At 75.6% G+C, this 17,082-nt stretch carries 15 protein-coding genes; 6 read left to right on the top strand and 9 right to left on the bottom strand.

The window, feature by feature from the left end:
• Nucleotides 1-158 precede the first annotated feature (158 nt).
• Complete coding sequence (locus tag J1M38_RS10305) at nucleotides 159-2,111, bottom strand: APC family permease (protein WP_020625082.1); 1,953 nt, start codon at nucleotides 2,109-2,111, stop codon at nucleotides 159-161.
• 134 nt (nucleotides 2,112-2,245) lie between these two features.
• On the opposite strand from J1M38_RS10305, the gene J1M38_RS10310 reads away from it, so the two are divergent.
• Both J1M38_RS10310 and J1M38_RS10315 read left to right on the top strand, forming a co-directional pair.
• On the top strand, nucleotides 2,246-2,947 hold the full coding sequence (locus J1M38_RS10310; protein ID WP_020625081.1) for a TrkA family potassium uptake protein: 702 nt from the start codon (nucleotides 2,246-2,248) through the stop codon (nucleotides 2,945-2,947).
• The gene (locus tag J1M38_RS10315) at nucleotides 2,944-3,657 is read left to right on the top strand and encodes a TrkA family potassium uptake protein (RefSeq protein ID WP_036382825.1); all 714 of its coding nucleotides are present in this window, start codon (nucleotides 2,944-2,946) and stop codon (nucleotides 3,655-3,657) included. Before J1M38_RS10310 ends, J1M38_RS10315 begins: the two co-directional genes overlap by 4 nt.
• Here J1M38_RS10315 and J1M38_RS10320 read toward each other — a convergent pair.
• From J1M38_RS10320 to dut, 4 genes are read right to left on the bottom strand one after another with little or no spacing between them, the layout of a single operon-like run.
• A complete protein-coding gene (locus J1M38_RS10320) occupies nucleotides 3,609-4,313 on the bottom strand; it encodes a DUF3159 domain-containing protein (RefSeq protein ID WP_020625079.1) in 705 nt (234 codons plus the stop codon). The two genes, J1M38_RS10315 and J1M38_RS10320, sit on opposite strands and share 49 nt — an antisense overlap.
• Nucleotides 4,314-4,336: 23 nt before the next feature.
• On the bottom strand, nucleotides 4,337-4,654 hold the full coding sequence (locus J1M38_RS10325; RefSeq protein ID WP_020625078.1) for an OB-fold nucleic acid binding domain-containing protein: 318 nt from the start codon (nucleotides 4,652-4,654) through the stop codon (nucleotides 4,337-4,339).
• Entirely contained in the window at nucleotides 4,651-5,427 is a 777-nt protein-coding gene (locus J1M38_RS10330; RefSeq protein WP_044659534.1) for a DUF3710 domain-containing protein, read from the bottom strand. The genes J1M38_RS10325 and J1M38_RS10330 overlap by 4 nt, the downstream gene beginning before the upstream one ends.
• Complete coding sequence (gene dut / locus J1M38_RS10335) at nucleotides 5,424-5,906, bottom strand: dUTP diphosphatase (protein WP_036382821.1); 483 nt, start codon at nucleotides 5,904-5,906, stop codon at nucleotides 5,424-5,426. The genes J1M38_RS10330 and dut overlap by 4 nt, the downstream gene beginning before the upstream one ends.
• A gap of 117 nt (nucleotides 5,907-6,023) precedes the next feature.
• On the opposite strand from dut, the gene J1M38_RS10340 reads away from it, so the two are divergent.
• Entirely contained in the window at nucleotides 6,024-6,566 is a 543-nt protein-coding gene (locus J1M38_RS10340) for a DUF3093 domain-containing protein (protein WP_036382817.1), read from the top strand.
• A 19-nt stretch (nucleotides 6,567-6,585) separates the two neighbouring features.
• On the opposite strand, the gene J1M38_RS10345 is transcribed toward J1M38_RS10340, so the two are convergent.
• The gene (locus tag J1M38_RS10345) at nucleotides 6,586-6,885 is read right to left on the bottom strand and encodes a DUF4193 domain-containing protein (protein WP_002858157.1); all 300 of its coding nucleotides are present in this window, start codon (nucleotides 6,883-6,885) and stop codon (nucleotides 6,586-6,588) included.
• Between the two features lie 291 nt (nucleotides 6,886-7,176).
• Here J1M38_RS10345 and sepH point away from each other — a divergent pair, with 291 nt between their 5' ends.
• Nucleotides 7,177-8,616: a septation protein SepH gene (sepH, locus tag J1M38_RS10350; RefSeq protein ID WP_044659533.1), complete on the top strand. Its 1,440-nt coding sequence runs from the start codon at nucleotides 7,177-7,179 to the stop codon at nucleotides 8,614-8,616.
• A gap of 30 nt (nucleotides 8,617-8,646) precedes the next feature.
• On the opposite strand, the gene J1M38_RS10355 is transcribed toward sepH, so the two are convergent.
• The 3 genes from J1M38_RS10355 to J1M38_RS10365 are packed head-to-tail and all read right to left on the bottom strand — an operon-like array spanning nucleotide 8,647 to nucleotide 13,280.
• Entirely contained in the window at nucleotides 8,647-9,828 is a 1,182-nt protein-coding gene (locus J1M38_RS10355; RefSeq protein ID WP_044659532.1) for an alkaline phosphatase family protein, read from the bottom strand.
• A complete protein-coding gene (locus J1M38_RS10360; RefSeq protein WP_044659536.1) occupies nucleotides 9,825-10,493 on the bottom strand; it encodes a DUF5998 family protein in 669 nt (222 codons plus the stop codon). Before J1M38_RS10360 ends, J1M38_RS10355 begins: the two co-directional genes overlap by 4 nt.
• Nucleotides 10,494-10,550: 57 nt before the next feature.
• Nucleotides 10,551-13,280 carry a GNAT family N-acetyltransferase gene (locus tag J1M38_RS10365; protein ID WP_044659531.1) on the bottom strand — a complete coding sequence of 910 codons (2,730 nt, stop codon included), beginning with the start codon at nucleotides 13,278-13,280 and terminating at the stop codon, nucleotides 10,551-10,553.
• A gap of 48 nt (nucleotides 13,281-13,328) precedes the next feature.
• Between J1M38_RS10365 and J1M38_RS10370 the strand changes: the two genes are divergently transcribed.
• The gene (locus J1M38_RS10370) at nucleotides 13,329-15,935 is read left to right on the top strand and encodes a DNA topoisomerase (ATP-hydrolyzing) subunit A (RefSeq protein WP_102708619.1); all 2,607 of its coding nucleotides are present in this window, start codon (nucleotides 13,329-13,331) and stop codon (nucleotides 15,933-15,935) included.
• A gap of 80 nt (nucleotides 15,936-16,015) precedes the next feature.
• Nucleotides 16,016-17,047 carry a 3-oxoacyl-ACP synthase III gene (locus J1M38_RS10375; RefSeq protein ID WP_044659529.1) on the top strand — a complete coding sequence of 344 codons (1,032 nt, stop codon included), beginning with the start codon at nucleotides 16,016-16,018 and terminating at the stop codon, nucleotides 17,045-17,047.
• Nucleotides 17,048-17,082: the final 35 nt, after the last annotated feature.

Consider the following 17,082-nt stretch of genomic DNA (forward strand, 5'->3'; position numbering starts at 1 on the left):
TCTGGCTCCTCTCGCATCGCAGCGCGCTTCAGGTCTTGCCCTGAGCATCGACTGGTCAGATCATCATCATCCTTGCAGACCGATGCGGCTGTGTCGCCTCGATCGTGGGCGCGCCGTCGGACGGCGTCATCCGCCGCTCCCCGGGGGCGCCGGGGCGGTCAAGAGCCCTGGCCCTCGTGGACCTGCCACGGCACCGAGCCCACCATCACGCCCGGCTCCCGCTGCAGTCGCCGCGTCTGGCGGGTGGCGGTCCGGTTGTGCAGGAGCGTGCGCCAGCCCGGCCGGACCACGTACTCCGGGATGAACACCATGGTCAGGTCCCGCGGGGAGCGGCGTCGGTGCTCGCGCACATGCCGCACCAGGGGGGCCACCGTGTCGCGGTAGGGCGAGGCGATCACGGTGAGCGACATCGGCAGGCCGGCACGCTCCCAGGCGTCGATCACCTCCAGGGTGGCGGCGCGCTCGGCGTCCACGACGACGGCCTCGAGGGAGGACGGCCGCGACGCGCGGGCGTAGGCCAGCGCCCGCAGCGCCGGCCGGTCCAGCGTGGTCACGACGACCACCACGTGGACCCGCGAGGGCAGGGCCCGCGCGTCGTCCTGGGGGTCCGGTGCGAGCTCGCGGTCCACGTCCGCGTAGTGGCGGCGGATCCGCCCCATCACCAGCGAGCCGAGCACGATCGCCAGCAGCGCCACCCACGCGCCCTGCGTGAAGCGGGTGACCAGGACGACGACGCCCGCCAGCGCCGTGACCACCCAGGCCACCGCCGTGATGATCAGGCGCAGCCGGACGGCCGCGCGGGCCCGGGCGCCCGGTGTGTGCACGAGCCGGCGGCGCCACAGCCGCAGCATGCCGGCCTGCGCGAGCGTGAAGGCCAGCAGCACGCCGATGACGTAAAGCTGCACGAGCAGGGCGGTCCGGGCCTCGAAGAACAGCACGAGCGAGAGGGCCACGGCCCCCATCCCGAGGACGCTCCACGTGTGCACCAGCCGGTCGCTGCGGACCCTCAGCTGCCGGGGCAGGTAGCCGTCCTCGGCCACGCGCGCGGCCAGGGCGGGGAACGAGCGGAACGCCGACTTGGCCGCGAACAGCAGGAGCAGGGCGGTGGCCGCGATGGTGGCGACGGACAGGATGCTGCCCGGGCCGTACACGGTGTCCGCGAGCTGGGCGAGCACGGGGGCGGGGGCGCGGTCGGGCGTGACCTCGGCACCCGCGGCGTCCCGGAGGTTCTCCAGCTCCAGCCCGACGACGACGCCGGTGCGCTGAGCCAGGTGCATGACGCCCACGGTCAGCGCGCCGAGGGTGAGGGCCATCACGGTGAGCACCCACCGCACCGTGGGCACGGCCGGCCGGGCCATCAGGCGGGTGCTCGAGACCGGCACCTCGACGCCGGTGAGCAGCACCGATCCCGCGCTGAACGCGCGCAGGGCGAGCAGCGCCGTCGCCACGGTGCTGACGGTCCCGCCGACCCCGGCGCCCTCCTGCGTCCAGCCGGCCGTCGGCGCCGCGCCGAGCAGCCCACGGCCCTCCTGCCACAGGCCCGCCAGGACGAGCAGCGCGGTCAGGGCGACGAACACGCTCACGAGCACGGGCAGCACCCACCGGGACAGCCGCACCCCGCGGAGCGCGGCCAGCAGTACGCCCACGAGCGCGGCCGAGGCCACCAGCACGCGGCTGCCGACGGTGAGTCCGGGGGCCAGCGCCGCCACGAAGTGGGCGAAGGCGGCCACGGAGACCGCGGCGGTGAACACGAAGTCCAGCAGGAGCGCGGCCGAGGCGACGACGCCGGCCCTCGGGCCCAGCTTCATGCCGGCCATGTGATAGATGCCGCCGTGCGGAACGGCGGCGACCGCGGCGCGGAAGGACACGACGATGAGCAGCATCACCGCGACGACGGCCCAGCCGACGGCGGGTCCGAGCGCGAGCGCGGACGTGCCGGCCGCGACCAGGGTGAGGATGACCTCGTCCGGGGCGTAGGCGAGGGAGGACAGGGCGTTCGACGACGTCACGGGCAGCGCCCGCCACCGGTTCATGCGGGGCTCGTCGGCGGCGTGCGACGTCACGGGGCGACCGAGGAGGCCGCGGCGCAGGAGGGAGGACAGCGTGGCCACCGCACCACGGTACCCCCGCCGGGCCCGGACGCCGCGGCGACGCGGATGCTCCCGGACGTGCCCGCCGGATGCGAGGATGGAGCGCGCGTCGGCTCCCCGGCGCACGGAGCACCGCACGAGAGGCAGGGACGGGCATGGCCCACTACGTGATCGTCGGCGGCGGACGGGTGGGCACCCGGTTGGCGGCCGCGCTGGACGCGGCCGGTCACGGCGTCGCCCTCGTGGACCGCGACCCGCGGACCGTGGAGGGGCTGGCCCCCGGCTTCTCCGGCGAGCTCGTGGCCGGCGTGGGCTTCGACCGCTCCGCGCTGCTCGCCGCCGGCATCGACCGCGCGCAGGGCCTGGCGGCCGTGACCGCGGACGACAACACGAACATCATCGCCGCCCGCGTGGCCCGCGAGACCTTCCACGTGGACCACGTGGTGGCGCGCATCTACGACGCCGACCGGGCCCGGCTGTACCAGCGCCTCGGCATCCCCACGGTCGCCTCGATCCAGTGGACGGCCGACCAGGTGCTGCACCGGCTGCTGCCGGCCGGCACCGCCGACGCGGAGCACCGCGACGCCTCCGGCCGGCTGCTCGTGACCGAGCTGGTCCCCCACTCTTCGTGGTGGGGCCGTCGGCTGACCGACGTCGAGTCCACGGTGGGGATGCGCATCGCCTACCTCACCCGGCTCGGCGACGGCCAGCTGCCCCGGCCGGGCGACCGCCTGCAGGAGGGCGACGTGCTGCACGCCGTCTACCCGGTGGACCGCCGGGACCAGGTGGAGGCCGCCCTGCAGGGCGAGGCACGCGTGCCGGACGGCACGGACGAGGACGAGGAGGGACGGGCATGAGGGCCGTCATCGCCGGAGCCGGCGCCGTGGGCGCCTCCATCGCGCGGGAGCTGCACGCGCACGGCCACGAGGTGGTCGTCGTCGAGGCGCGCACGGACGCGGCCCGCAAGGCCGACGTCGGCGGCGCACGCCTCGTCCTCGGGGATGCGTGCGACCTGACCGTGCTCGAGCAGTGCGGCGCCCTGGAGGCGGACGTGCTCGTCGCGGCGACCGGCGACGACCGGGTCAACCTCGTGTGCTCCCTGCTGAGCCGCTCGGAGTTCGGCGTCGGCCGCACCGTGGCCCGCGTCAACAACCCGCTCAACGACTGGCTCTTCGACGAGTCGTGGGGCGTGGACGTGGCCGTGTCCACCCCCTCGATCATGACGGCGCTCGTGGAGGAGGCCGTGGAGACCGGGGACCTCGTGCGCCTGCTCAGACTGGAGGCCGGCGGCGCGGCGCTGTCCGAGTTCCGGGTCCCGGCGGAGCACTGGCTCGAGGGCCGGCGCATCGGCACCGTGTCCTGGCCGCAGGAGGCTCCGCTCGTGGCGGTCGTGCGCGACGGCGCCCCCCGGCAGGCGTCGGCGGACGAGGTCCTGGAGGTGGGCGACGAGCTCTTCTTCCTGGCCGCCGGCTCCGCCGAGCCGGCCCTGCGTCGCCTCCTCGTCGGCGAGGGCCGCGCTCAGGGACGCTCGGAGGCGGCGGAGTCTGCCGGCACGCCGTCGTCCTGACCGGGCGAGCTGACGGACCAGGCGAGCCAGAGCCCCAGGGCATAGAGCGGCAGGCCCATCACCAGGCGGGCCACCCCGAGCGCGGTGACGGCGTCCCCGAGGTAGAGGGGCACCTGCACCGCCAGGCGCAGCGCGAACACGGCCACGAGGATCCAGGTGGCCGCGGCGTAGGCGCGGCGCCGACGCCGGTGGGCCCGCCAGCGGGTGCCCTCGGCGCGCACGAGGCCGAGCACCAGGCCCGCCGCGGGCCAGCCCACGAGGACGGACACCGCGAACGCGAGGCCGTAGGCGGCGTTGGTGACGAAGCCCCACAGGTAGTAGTCGCGGGCCTGGCCGGTGGTCAGGGAGACCACGACGGACAGGACGACGACGGCGAGGCCGGCCAGCACCTGGACCGGCGACTGGCGCTGGACGAGGCGCGCGACGCCCAGCACGAGTGCGACCGCGACGGCCGCCACGCCGGAGGGCCACACCTGCTGGGTGGCGACGTAGCCGACCATGTAGACGAGGGTGGGCAGGGAGGCCTCGACGATGCCGCGCCAGCCACCGACGCTGCCCAGCGCGTCGAGGCGGCCGCGCTCGTCCAGGCGGGCTCGAGACGGCAGGGGGCCGGCCCCGTCCGGGGCGGCGGTGACGGGGCCACGCGGCTCGGTCATGGGCTCTCCTCTCGGGGCCGTGCTCAGCGCGTGGCCTCGGGCGCGTCGACCAGGTCGAACTCGGGGTTGTGCAGGGTGGGCACGCCGTCCATCTGGGTGACGCGGCCGCGGACCGTCAGCCACTCCCCCGGCATGACACCGGGCACGCGGCGCCGCCCGTGCCAGACCAGCTGCAGCGTCTCCGCGGGCGCCATGCTCCCGGGCGCGGGCAGGCGGTCGGCCAAGACCGCGCGGAAGACGGTCGCCTCGTCCGCGCCGGGCAGTGTGACGGAGGCGATGACGCCGCGGCGCTCGATGCGGCCCGCGGCGCCGGTCGGGCGGGCTGCGACGGCGGGGCTCACCGGGTCTCCGTGATCTCCGGACCGCGCTCGGGCAGCGCGGTGGCCTCCGGTGCCGCGCCGTCCCCCGGGCCGGCGGCGGTGTCCGCGAGCACGTCCCGGCCCTCGTCCGGGGCCGGGCGGCGACGCTGCAGCGGGCGCGCGTTGGGAGGCGGACGCAGGGGCAGCAGCTCGCGCGGCGGGAGCGGCTCGTCGCCCCGCACCACGACCAGGTCGGAGAACACCTGTTCCAGCGGCTCGGCGGCCTCCGGCTGGAAGGCGGCCTCGCCGTGGAACACGCCGCGGACGAACCAGCGCGGACCGTCCACGCCCACGAACCGGGCGACGTTCCACCCCGGCGAGCCGTCCGGCAGCGCCGCCGGCACGCGCGTGAGGATCTCGATGCCGAAGCGGCCGGTCTGCTCCTGCACGGTCGCGTGGGCGGTGGTCGACAGGGAGTCGTGCAGCTCGGCGCGCAGGTCGTCCCACAGGCCCGTGCGGCGCGGGGCGCTGAACGCCTGGACCTGCAGCGCCGAGCGGCCGAGGCTGACGGTGGCGGCGACGATCCGCTTCGTCGCGTCCTCGACGTCGAGGCGCAGCTTCATGCCCTGGACCGCCCGCAGGCGCAGCGACCCCAGGTCGATCATGCCGGCGGGATCCGGGCGGGTGGCGACGTCGTGCGGACCGACGTCGGCTGCCTCCGGCGCGGCGGCGATCTCGAGGTCGCGCTCCTCCAGCAGCTCGGCCGGCAGGCTGACCTGCTCGTGGCGCACGGTGCGGTTGCGTCCGAAGATCACGACGTCCTCCCAGGGGTGGTGTCGGCGGTGAAGCCGCCGGTCGAGCCGAAGCCGCCGGCCCCGCGCTCGGAGTCGGGCAGCGCGTCCACGGGCTCGAAGCGGGCCCGCACGACCGGCTGCAGCACGAGCTGGGCGATCCGGTCGCCGCGGCGCAGCACGATCGGCTCGGTCGGGTCCAGGTTGATCAGGGGCACCTTGATCTCGCCGCGGTAGCCGGCGTCGATGGTGCCGGGGGCGTTGACGACGCTCAGGCCGTGGCGGACCGCGAGGCCCGAGCGGGGGTGCACGAACCCCGCGTGGCCCTCCGGGATGGCCAGCGCCACGCCGGTCGGCACGAGGGCACGCTCACCCGGGGCCAGGGTCACGTCGACGGCGGTGCGCAGGTCCGCGCCCGCGTCGCCCGGCTGCGCGTAGGCGGGCGGGGCCAGGCCCGGATCGAGGGCGTGCAGGGGCACGGGCAGCTCGGCGGAGTCGGTCACGAGGCCCGACCCTACACGAGCACCCGTCGGCCCGGGGCCGCGTCGAGGCGGCCGGGCGGGCGCCCTCACCGGTGCCGCGCGGCGGGACCGGAGTCCGGATGTGGGAAGCTGGGACCCATGCGTGATCCCCAGCAGCACCCCGTCGCCGATGCCTCCCGCCGCGCCCCCGAGGGCGCTGCGGCGGGACCCGATCCGGTCCTGTTCGAGGAGCGGTTGACGCCCTCCCCGGGGGTCTGGGCCGTGGCGCTCATGCTGGCGGCGCTGACGATACTCGTGTTCGCGCCGATCGACCTCGGGGTGGGCATCGCGGCCGCCGTCGCGTTCTTCGCCGTCGAGGTCCTGATCCTGGTGGCCACCACCCCGCGCATCGTGGTGCGCGAACGCACCCTCCAGGTGGGCCGCGCCAGCATCGAACGGCACCACGTCGGTCAGGTCACGGGGTATCGCGGCGAGGACGCCCGGGCCCAGCGCGGCCCGCTGCTGCACGGGCTGGCCTTCGTGAACGTGCGCGGCTGGATCGCGCCCGTCGTGCGGATCCAGCTGACCGACGAGCGCGACCGCACACCCTACTGGCTGACCAGCACCCGGCGTCCGGAGGAGCTGGTCGCGGCCCTCGGCGGGACCATGGCCCGGCAGGAGGGGACGGCCGAGGGCCGCTGACCGCCCCGGCGGCGGGGGCTCAGCCCTCGCAGTCGGTGCAGTAGATCAGGCCGTTCTTCTCACGCGCGGCCTGCGAGCGATGGCGGACCAGGAAGCAGGAGGCGCAGGTGAACTCATCCGACTGGGCGGGCAGCACCCGCACCATCAGCTCTTCACCCGAGAGGTCGGCGCCGGGCAGCTCGAACCCCTCGGCGGCCTCCGCTTCGTCCTCGTCCACGACGGCGGACTGGGTGTCCGTGCGCCGTGCCTTCAGCTCCTCGATGGAGTTCTGGCTCAGCTCTTCCTCGTTCTTGCGAGGGGCGTCGTAGTCAGTGGCCATGGGGTTTCACGCTCCGCTGGTGGGGGACGGCACCGGGACCGGTGCCGGCACTGCGCAGGCGGCGTCGTGGGCGGGCCACGCATCACCGGCCTGCGCCGTTGCGCGTAGATTGTGCACCATGGCCGAACCCGTGCCAAATGTTGACCGGCATGCTCGCCCAGGGCGGATTCGCGCGGGCGCGCGCCCCTCGCCCGGGCCGTGGTCTGCGGCCCGGCGGCTAGGATCGGGGCATGCCCGGCCGGGCGTCCGCATGCCCGGTGACCAGAACACGATGTGGGAGGGACCACCGCCATGGCAGAGCTGCGACTGACCGGACCCACCGAGGACGGCGACGCGCTGCGCCTGTCGGGGCCCGAGGGCGAGGAGCACACGCTCCCCCTCTCCCCCTATCTGCGCCGGCTGGTCATCGAGGGCGCCGCGCCCGAGGACGGGCGACCGGCCGAGGACGGCCCCGCGGCCTGGCACGACATGACGGAGATGGACGTCCCCGGGGCGGACGACGAGGACGCCGAGGGACCGGTGGACGCGGCGACGCACGCCGACGATGCCGCGGAGGAGGACGAGCGGGCTCCCGAGGCGCCCTCCGGCCCGGCCCGGCCGGACGAGGACCTCGCGCTCACCCCGCGGATCGACCCGCGGCCCGTGGCCGACGACTCGACCGCGGACGGACCGACCCCGGCGCCGCTGACCGACCAGGAGTCCGTCAAGGCCGCCGCGACCCAGGAGGCCGTGCCCCTCACCCCCCGGGAGATCCAGCAGCGCATCCGTGCGGGCGCCTCCGTGGAGCAGGTGGCCCGGGAGAGCGGGAACGCGTTCTCGCGCATCCGCACCTACGGTCACCCCGTCTTGGCCGAGCGCGACTGGATCGCCCGGCAGGCCCGCGCCGTCGAGGTCTGGGTCGGCGGGCCCGACCTCTACTCGGACCTCGTCCAGGACGGCGGCCCCACGACGCTCGGTGAGCTCGCCGCGCACCGGCTCGCCGAGCTGGGCGTGGACGAGGCGAGCCTCGAGTGGGACGCGTGGCGCGAGGACCAGGCCGGCTGGACCGTGGCCGCCCGGTTCGCCGTGTCCGGTGCGGGGAGTCTGCCCACCCGCGAGGAGCCGCCGGCGCTCTGGACGTTCCGCCCGGCCGGACGCCACCTCGAACCCGAGAACGCCTGGGCCCGCGCCCTGTCCGAGGCGGAGGCCTGGGACCTGGTCCCCCGCGCCCCCGCGGCCGAACCGGTGACGGACGACGTGGACGCCGAGGACGCCGTGACCCCCGCGGGTGCGCACTCCCCGGCCGCCGACCGCGACGCCGATCTGCTGGAGATCCTGCGGGTGCGCCGGGGTCAGCGTGTGGGCGCGGACCTGGAGTCGGACGACACGCTCGCGCACCTGATCGCCCGCGAGCACCAGGACCGGAGTCGGCGCGAGGCCGCCCAGGCGCCCGAGCCGCTCGCCCCGGTCGACGCCGAGGGGGCCCTGACGACCGCCGACGACGCCCCGGGCATCGACGAGCCGGAACCGGCCGCCGAGACCGACCGCGCCGAGGACACTGCCGCAGACGTCGCGGACGCGGAGGTCGCGGACGCGGGTGTCGAGGACGAGGGGGCGGAGCCCGCGCCTCGCGAGCGTGCCGCGCGCCCTGCCATGCCGGCCGTCACGCCGCGCCCCCGGGCCCGCTCGGCCGCTCGCCGCGCGTCCGTGCCCAGCTGGGACGAGATCGTCTTCGGCCGCAAGGGCGACTGACCCCGGCCCGGCCCCGGCCGCGGGGCGGGCTCAGCGGTGCCAGGTGAGCAGCGGGACCTCCCGCTCGGCGCGCGTGGGCGCGCCGTGCTGGCCCACCATCTCGAAGGCGTGCGGGGGCACCCGCCGGCCGTCGTAGAGGGCAAGATCCCCGTGCACGGCGACGAGCAGATCCCCGATGCGGGCACGGACCCGGTCCTCGACGACGGCGCCGAACCAGCCGGCGTCGACGGCCTCGTCCCGCGTGAGCACCCACGCGTGCGCCCCGTAGCGCTCGGCCCAGGTGCGCCGCACCCTCTCGCGCACGTCCGGACCCGCGTCGGATCGGAAGTGCAGCTGCACGAGGCGGGGCTCCCCCGCGGTGTGCGCGATCCCCTCGAGCAGCGCGGGGTCGGCGAGCTCCCCGGCCTCGTCCAGGGCGGCGTAGTCCACGCGGCGCGACGGCGGCACGTCGACCATGCCGTGGTCGCCGGTGGCGAGCACCACCGTCCCGGCGGGCACGCGGTCCACCAGGCGCCGCACCGCCGCGTCGATCTCCTCGAGGGCGTGCAGCCACCGGTCCGAGCCCACGCCGTCCCGGTGGCCGGCCTTGTCCAGCTCGTTGACGTAGAAGTAGACGAGCGTGGGCACGCGGGCGTCCTTCAGCACGCGTTCGACGGCCTGGGCGCGGGCGATCAGGGCGCGGCCGGCCACGAACCGGCCGCCACGCAGCCCCGCCCGTGTCAGGGCCGAACGCTCGAAGGCGGGCAGCGAGACCGTGACGGCGTCCACGCCGGCCGCGGCGGCGCGCTCGAACACGGTGGGCTTCGGCTGCCACCCCACCGGGTCGGTGGCCTCGTCCCAGCCGCCCAGCTGGTTGATCACCACGTCCCGGTCCGGGTCGAGCACGTCGTAGCCGGCCACGCCGTGCTCCCCGACGTCCAGCCCGGTGCCCAGGCTCGTGAGGGACGCGGCCGTCGTGGTGGGCACGGCCGCCTCGAGGACGCGGCCGCCGTCGGCCATCGCCGAGCGCAGCGTGGGGGCGTGGCCGCCGAAGCGCTTCAGGAGGGACCGTCCGAGGCCGTCCACCAGGGCGACGACCACGCGGCGGCCCGCCGGGACCGCGAGCGCGTTCTCACAGCCCGGGACACCGAGGGCGGCCGCGGCGGAGGTCAGGACGGAGCGCAGGGCACGGTCGGCGGGGACCACGCCGTCGGGGAGGGCGGGCCCCGTCACGTGGTGGCCGCCAGGTGGGCGCGGCGCAGGGCCCGGGCGAAGGCCAGGGCGCCGTCGACGGCCCCCTGCCCGTCGGCGTCGGCGGCGACGCGGATCACGAGGTCCTCGCGGGTGGCGGTGCCGGTGTAGCCGTGGTCGAGGTCGCACTGGGGGTCGGCGCAGCCGGCGGGCTGCAGGTCCAGTCGCTGGCCTCCGGCCCACATCAGCCCGAGGGTCATCTCGGCCACGGGGTCGGACGGCCGGAAGCGGGCGGGGTCGGCGTGGCCGGTGGTCAGGACCACGGAGCCGAGGGCGCGGACCGGGACCATCTCGGTGGAGACCTGGGCGAGGACCGCCTGGCCGGCCGGGTCGGCGGCGTGGTCGTCGAGGTGGACGGCCAGCAGGGTGTCCCCGGCGAGCACGAGGGCCGTGATGTGCCGGTGGATCTCCTCGTAGTCGAAGTGCGTGTCCACGTGGACGAGGTGCGCGTCCGGGGTGCGGCCTTCGAGCTCGAGGGCGATGGCGTGCGCCACGAGGTCCGGGTAGAAGCCGGCGCGGACGAGTGAGGCGTCGAGGCCGCCGCTGCCGTCCAGGGTGCGGGCCTCGCGCTGCCGGCCCTCGGCCTCGGGGGCGTCGGGGCGGTGGTCGGGACGGCCTGGCTCGTGACTCCTGCGGAACGGGCTCATGTCCCCCATGCTACGGGTCCGGCGCCGGGCCGTCCGGGCCCGCTGTGGACGGCCCGGTCAGCGGCCGCGCAACGCGCGCCGGGCCGAGTCGGTGCGGCGGGCCGCGTTGGCGACGTGCACCTCGGCCTGCAGCACCGTCACGCCCTCGGGGGCGGCCAGCACGGGCGCGAAGCGCAGGCGGGCGACCTGCGGCAGGTCGTCCTTGAGGACGCTGACGCGGCCCACGAGGTCCTCCAGCGCGGCGAGGTCGACGGAGGGCACCCCGCCGGTGCCGCGCAGCTTCACGGCGGCGCGGGGGGCGCGGACCATGCGGGCCACGTCCCGGTCCGTGAGCGGGGGCACGCGGTGCACCCAGTCCCCCAGCAGGTCCGTGGCGTCGCCGGCGATGCCGAAGGAGACCACGGGGCCCAGCAGCGGGTCCTCGAGCGCCGTGAGCATGCAGGCCTGGCCGGCGGGGGCCATGGCCTGGACCTCGAGCTCGCGCACGCCGAACGGCGCGAGCAGACGGCGCATGTGCTCGACGTTGCGGCGCAGGGAATCGGCGTCCACCACGTTCAGGCGGACGCCGCCCAGGTCGAGTCGGTGCCGCAGGTGGGGGTCCACGGCCTTGAGCGCCACGGGGAAGCCGAGCCGCTCGGCGGCCGCCACGGCCTCGTCGGCGGTCTCGAACCGGGCCGAGGGCAGCACGGTGATCCCGTAGTGGCCCAGCAGCGTCTCGGTCTCCTCGTCGGAGAGCCGGACGAGTTCGGTGCCCTCGGCACGCGCGGCGGCCGCCTCCACGAGCTCCTCGGCCTCGTGCGGGTGCAGGCCGGTCGGCTCGAGCGGCTCGCCGACCTCCTGGCGGCGCCAGTGGACGTAGTCCGCGAGCGCGCCGAGCACGGTCATGGCCTGCTGCGGCGACGGGTAGAAGGGCAGGCCGGGCTGCAGGGAGCCGGGCTCGGCGTCGTCACCCACGGGCCCGGTGGCGCCGAGCGTGGCGCCGCGGTAGCGCGGGGAGACGACGTCGGTCAGGCAGCCGAGCACGGGGATGCGGGCGTCCCGGGTCGCGTCCGCGAGGGCGTGGGCCAGCCGCTCCGGCTCGTCGTCCGCCTGGTGCAGGCCGAGGCGGGCCAGCACCACGACGGCGTCGGCCTGCTCGTGGCGGACGGCGTCCCGGACGGCGGAGACCAGCGTCTCGGCGGGCGGGGCGATGCCCTGTTCGCTGCCGACGAGGCCGACGGTGGCCGTGACCTCCAGCCCGGCCTCGGCCGCGGCGTCGCGGCCCAGCCGGTCCAGGGCGAGCGAGTCGGCCACGAGGACGACGCGGTGGCCCGTGGGCAGCGGCTGGCTGGCCACGGCCATGAGGATGTCGAGCATGGCCTCGTGCGTGTGGGCCTCGAGCACGCCGGTCTGGTCGAGCATCGAGTCCACGGCGCCCTCGGGGGCCTGGGTGGTGCGGGTCTCGTGGCCCGGGGGCAGGAAGCGCCCGGTGACGTCGGAGCGGACCACCACGACGGGCTTGGTGCGGGAGAGCCGCCGGGCGATGCGGGAGAACTTGCGCGGGTTGCCGAACGACTCGAGGTACACGCCGACGGCGGCGGTGTGGGGGTCCGCCTCGAAGAACTGCATGGCGTCGTTGCCCGAGACGTCCGCACGGTTGCCGGCGCTGATCGAGGTGGAGATCCCCACCCCGCGGCGCTTGACGCCGGCGGAGACCATGGCGCCGACGGCGCCGGACTGGCTGAACAGGCCGACGGGGCCGCGCTGGGCCAGGCCCGGGGACGGGGAGGCGTTGAGGCGGATCGCGGGGTCGGTGCGGACCAGGCCGGCCGAGGCCGGGCCGATCACACGCATGCCGTGGGCGCGGGCGCGGGAGACCAGGCGGCGCTGGGCCTCGAGCCCCTCGGCGCCGGCGTCGGCGTAGCCCGAGGTGAGGACCACGAGGCCCTGGGCCCCGGCCGCGGCGGCCTCGGGGATGAGGGCCTCGACCTCGTCGGCGGGCACGGCGACGACGACGAGGTCGACCGGCTCGCCGATGTCGGCCAGGGAGCGGTGGGCGGTGAGGCCCTGGACGTCCTCGGCGGCGCGGTTCACGGCGTGGACGGCTCCCGTGAAGCCCGCCTCGAGGACGTGGCGCAGCACGAGCGAGCCGACGGCCTGCGGATCGCGGGAGGCGCCGACGACGGCCACGGACGCGGGCTCGACCAGCTCGGCGACGCTGCGGGACTCGGCGCGGTGCTCGCGGGACTCGACGACGGCGCGCCACCGGGCGGTGGGGTCGATGGGGAACTCGACGGCCACGACGCCGTCCTCGAACCGGCGGGTCACCTCGAAGCCGGACTCCTGGAACACCGAGAGCATCTTGCGGTTCTCGGGCAGGACCTCGGCGGTGAAGCGGCGGATGCCGTTCTCGCGGGCGGCCACGGCCAGGTGCTCCATGAGGATGGAGCCCAGCCCGCGGCCCTGCGCGGCGTCGGAGATGTTGAAGGCGACCTCCGCGGCGTCGGAGTCCCCGTAGCGGTCGTAGCGGCCCACGCCCAGCAGGCGGCCGCCCCGGGTGATCACGAACGCCACCCGGTCCCGGTGGTCCACGTGGGTGAACCGGTCCAGGTCCTTGGCGCTCAGCTCGGACTTGTACGTGAAGTAGCGCAGGTAGATGGAGTTCTCGGACTGCCCGGCGTGCATGCGCTGCAGCTCGGCGGCGTCCTCGGGCGAGATGGGCCGCAGGTGGGCCGTCGCACCGTCACGGAGCACCACATCGGCCTCCCAGTGGGAGGGATATCCGCGGACGGCTTCGGTCTCACCCATAGGATCACTGTAGACAATCCCCGACGCCGTGAGGACTCCCCGACCACCATGATGGCCCGTTCATCCCGTTCCCGCCCCGCCGAGCAGGACGCCCCGCGCCCGCTGCCGCTGGAGCAGGAGAACATCGTCGACGTCGACGTCTCCGAGGAGATGGAGGCGTCCTTCCTCGAGTACGCCTACTCGGTGATCTACTCGCGCGCCCTGCCGGACGCGCGCGACGGCCTCAAGCCGGTGCAGCGGCGCATCCTCTACATGATGGCCCGCATGGGCCTGCGCCCGGACCGCGGCCATGTGAAGTCCGCCCGGGTGGTAGGCGAGGTGATGGGCAAGCTGCACCCCCACGGCGACGCCGCGATCTACGACGCGATGGTCCGCCTCGCCCAGCCGTTCTCCCTGCGTCTGCCCGTGGTGGACGGGCACGGCAACTTCGGCTCGCTCGACGACGGCCCCGCGGCCCCGCGCTACACGGAGGCCCGCATGGCCCCGGCCGCCCTGGCGCTCACCGCGGACCTCGACGAGGGCACCGTGGACTTCGTCCCCAACTACGACAACCAGCTCCAGCAGCCGGCCGTGCTGCCCGCCGCCTACCCCAACCTGCTTGTCAACGGCACCACCGGCATCGCCGTCGGCATGGCCACGAACATGGCCCCGCACAACCTGCGCGAGGTCGTGGCGGGCGCGCGCCACCTGCTCGCGGACCCCGAGGCGGACCTCGAGGCGATCATGGCCCACATCCCCGGCCCCGACCTCCCCTCGGGCGGCCGGATCGTGGGGCTCGACGGCGTCCGCGACGCCTACGCGACCGGCCGCGGCACGTTCCGCATGCGAGCCGCTGTCGCCGTGGAGCAGGTCTCCGCGCGTCGCACCGGCCTGGTCGTCACCGAGCTGCCGTACGGCGTGGGCCCCGAGAAGGTCATCGAGCGGATCAAGGCCGGCGTCGACGCGAAGAAGCTCAGCGGCATCGCCGACGTCGTGGACCTGACGGACCGCAAGAACGGGCTGCGCCTGCAGATCGAGCTCAAGTCCGGGTTCAACCCCCAGGCCGTGCTGGCCGCCCTGTACCGGCACACCCCGCTCGAGGAGACGTTCGGGATCAACAACGTCGCGCTCGTCGACGGGCAGCCGCAGACCCTGGGCCTGCTGCCCCTGCTGCGGGTCTACGTGGACCACCGTCTGGACGTGGTGCGGCGCCGCACGGGGCACCGCCTCGGCAAGCACCGCGATCGTCTCCACCTCGTCGAGGGCCTGCTGCTGGCGCTCGTGGACATCGACGAGGTCATCGAGATCATCCGTTCCTCGGACGACACCGCGGCCGCGCGCACCCGCCTCATGGGCGTCTTCGACCTCACCCAGGTGCAGGCCGACCACATCCTGGAGCTGCGGCTGCGCCAGCTGACGAAGTTCTCCCGCATCGAGCTGGAGGCCGAGCGCGACGAGCTGCAGGCCGCGATCGCCGAGCTCGAGGCGATCCTCGCCTCCGACGCGCGGCTGCGCGAGGTGGTCTCGGCCGAGCTGCAGGCCGTGGCCGACGAGCACGGCGACGACCGGCGCACGGTCCTGCTCGAGGCCGAGACCGCCGCGGCCCCCGCCGCCGGGCCCGCACCGTCCGGGCCCACCCCCGCCGGCGCCGCGGAGGCCGGGGCGGACCTGATGGTCCCCGACACGGCGTGCTGGGCCCTGCTCTCCACCTCCGGACGCCTGCTGCGCACCGCGGACCGCACGCCGATCGCCCCGCAGGGCCGGCGCCGCAAGCACGACGCCTTCACCTCCGTGGTCCCGACGACGGCCCGCGGCGAGATCGGGGCCCTCACCTCCGCCGGCGCGCTGCACCGCCTCCAGGCGGTCGACCTGCCGGCGGCCGGCGAGCCGTCCGCGGCCCCCGCGATGACCGCGGCCGTCCCCGTCGCGGAGCTGGTGCCCCTGGCCAAGGGCGAGACGCTCGTGGCCCTGGTCCCCCTGGACGCCGTCCTGGCGCTGGGCACCGCCCACGGGGTCGTCAAGCGCGTCCGGCCGGAATGGCCCCTGAACCGCCAGGTCGTCGACGCCGTCGCCCTGAAGGACGGCGACGCGGTGGTCGGCGCCGCCCCCGCCCCGGACGAGGCCGACCAGCTCGTCTTCCTCACCCGCACCGGCCAGCTGCTGCGCTACGCCGCCTCCGCCGTGCGCCCCCAGGGCCCGGCCGGCGGCGGTGTCGCGGGCATCCGGCTGGCCGCCGGGGACACGGTGCTCGCGTTCGGGGTGGCCCCCGCCGCCTCCCTCACCGAGACCGGTGCGGACGCCGCGGCCCACCCGCGGCCCGCCGTCGTGGTGACCGTGACGGACGGCGAGGCGGACGTGCTCGGCTCCGCCCCGGGCTCCGTCAAGGTCACCCCGCTCGGGGAGTATCCGGCCAAGGGCCGCGGCACCGGCGGCGTGCGCGCCCACCGGCTGCTCAAGGGCGAGAGCGGCCTCGAGCTCGGCTGGATCGGCGCCGCGCCCGCGCTCGCGGCCTCCCGGGCCGGCGTGGCCCGCGCGCTGCCGATCGAGTATGGGCGCCGGGACGGCTCGGGCGTGCCCGTGGACCAGCGCATCGAGGCCGTCGGCGCCGGCGCCTCCCCCGAACTCGTCTCGGCCCCGCCCGCCGAGGACGACGCCGTGGCCGTGTCCGCGGACTGACCCCGGTCCCCGATACAGTGGGCTGTCGTCTCACCGCAGGTGAGCGCCCCCCTCCCCCGACCCCCCGCAGATTGGTCCTGGTGACGAACGTGTCCGGCAACGCCAGCTACGAGTACTCCCGCGCCGCCCTCCTGGCGGTCACCGAGGTGGAGGCCCCCGTCGAAGTCACCTCGCGGGACCTCGACGACCAGCTGGCGGAGGTGCTCACCCGCCTGCGCCTGCCCGGCTCCCTCCTGGAGCGGGTGGCCGGTGTGCGCAGCCGACGGAACTGGGACGAGACCGAGGACTTCCAGGAGGCCGCCGCCCGCGCCGGCGTCGCGGCCCTGGAGCAGGCCGGCGTCCCCCGGGAGCGGGTGGGCCTGCTCGTGAACACGTCGGTCACCCGGGCCACGCTCGAGCCCTCCGTGGCCGTGCGGATCCATCACCTCATGGGGCTGCCGACCTCGGCGACCAACTTCGACATCACGAACGCGTGCCTCGGGTTCGTCAACGGCCTCATGCTCGCCTCCACCCTCGTGGACGCCGGCCAGATCGACTACGCGGTCGTGGTCGCCGCCGAGGACGCCTCGAAGGTGCAGGCCGCCACCGTGGCCAACCTGCACGCCGAGACCACGCACCGCGGCAACTTCATGGAGCAGTTCGCGTCCCTGACGCTGGGCTCCGGGGCCGCCGCCGCCGTCGTCGGCCGCATCGAGGACCACCCGGACGCCCATCGGATCGTCCGCGGGATCACCCGCGCCGGCACCGACCACCACGGCCTGTGCGTGGGCGACCACCACGGCATGTACACCGACTCCACCGCCCTGCTCAAGGACGGTCTCGAGCTCGTGATGGACGCGTGGCACGACGTCCCGGCGGAGTGGGCGTGGCCGGAGGCCGACCGGTTCATCACCCACCAGGTCTCGCAGATGCACACCGACGCGATCGCGGAGTCCGCCCACCTGGACCCGGCGCGCATCCCGACGACGTTCCCCACGCTGGGCAACGTCGGCCCGGCGTCGCTGCCCATCACCCTCGTGCGGGAGATGGACGCCCTGGAGGACGGGGACACGGTGGTCTGCCTGGGCGTGGGCTCGGGCCTGAACACCGCGATGCTCGAGATCGAATGGTGAGCTGAAGGAGCCAGAGCCATGCCCCAGATCCCCGC

Source organism: Micrococcus sp. KRD070, from assembly GCF_017168435.1.
Lineage (GTDB): Bacteria > Actinomycetota > Actinomycetes > Actinomycetales > Micrococcaceae > Micrococcus > Micrococcus luteus.

Excerpts from the sequence above, each read along its gene's own strand:
- J1M38_RS10310 (WP_020625081.1), top strand. The coding sequence starts at position 2,246 with ATGGCCCACTACGTGATCGTCGGCGGCGGACGGGTGGGCACCCGGTTG.
- J1M38_RS10315 (WP_036382825.1), top strand. The coding sequence starts at position 2,944 with ATGAGGGCCGTCATCGCCGGAGCCGGCGCCGTGGGCGCCTCCATCGCG.
- J1M38_RS10320 (WP_020625079.1), bottom strand. The coding sequence starts at position 4,313 with ATGACCGAGCCGCGTGGCCCCGTCACCGCCGCCCCGGACGGGGCCGGC.
- J1M38_RS10340 (WP_036382817.1), top strand. The coding sequence starts at position 6,024 with ATGCGTGATCCCCAGCAGCACCCCGTCGCCGATGCCTCCCGCCGCGCC.
- J1M38_RS10345 (WP_002858157.1), bottom strand. The coding sequence starts at position 6,885 with ATGGCCACTGACTACGACGCCCCTCGCAAGAACGAGGAAGAGCTGAGC.
- sepH (WP_044659533.1), top strand. The coding sequence starts at position 7,177 with ATGGCAGAGCTGCGACTGACCGGACCCACCGAGGACGGCGACGCGCTG.
- J1M38_RS10360 (WP_044659536.1), bottom strand. The coding sequence starts at position 10,493 with ATGAGCCCGTTCCGCAGGAGTCACGAGCCAGGCCGTCCCGACCACCGC.
- J1M38_RS10365 (WP_044659531.1), bottom strand. The coding sequence starts at position 13,280 with ATGGGTGAGACCGAAGCCGTCCGCGGATATCCCTCCCACTGGGAGGCC.
- J1M38_RS10370 (WP_102708619.1), top strand. The coding sequence starts at position 13,329 with ATGATGGCCCGTTCATCCCGTTCCCGCCCCGCCGAGCAGGACGCCCCG.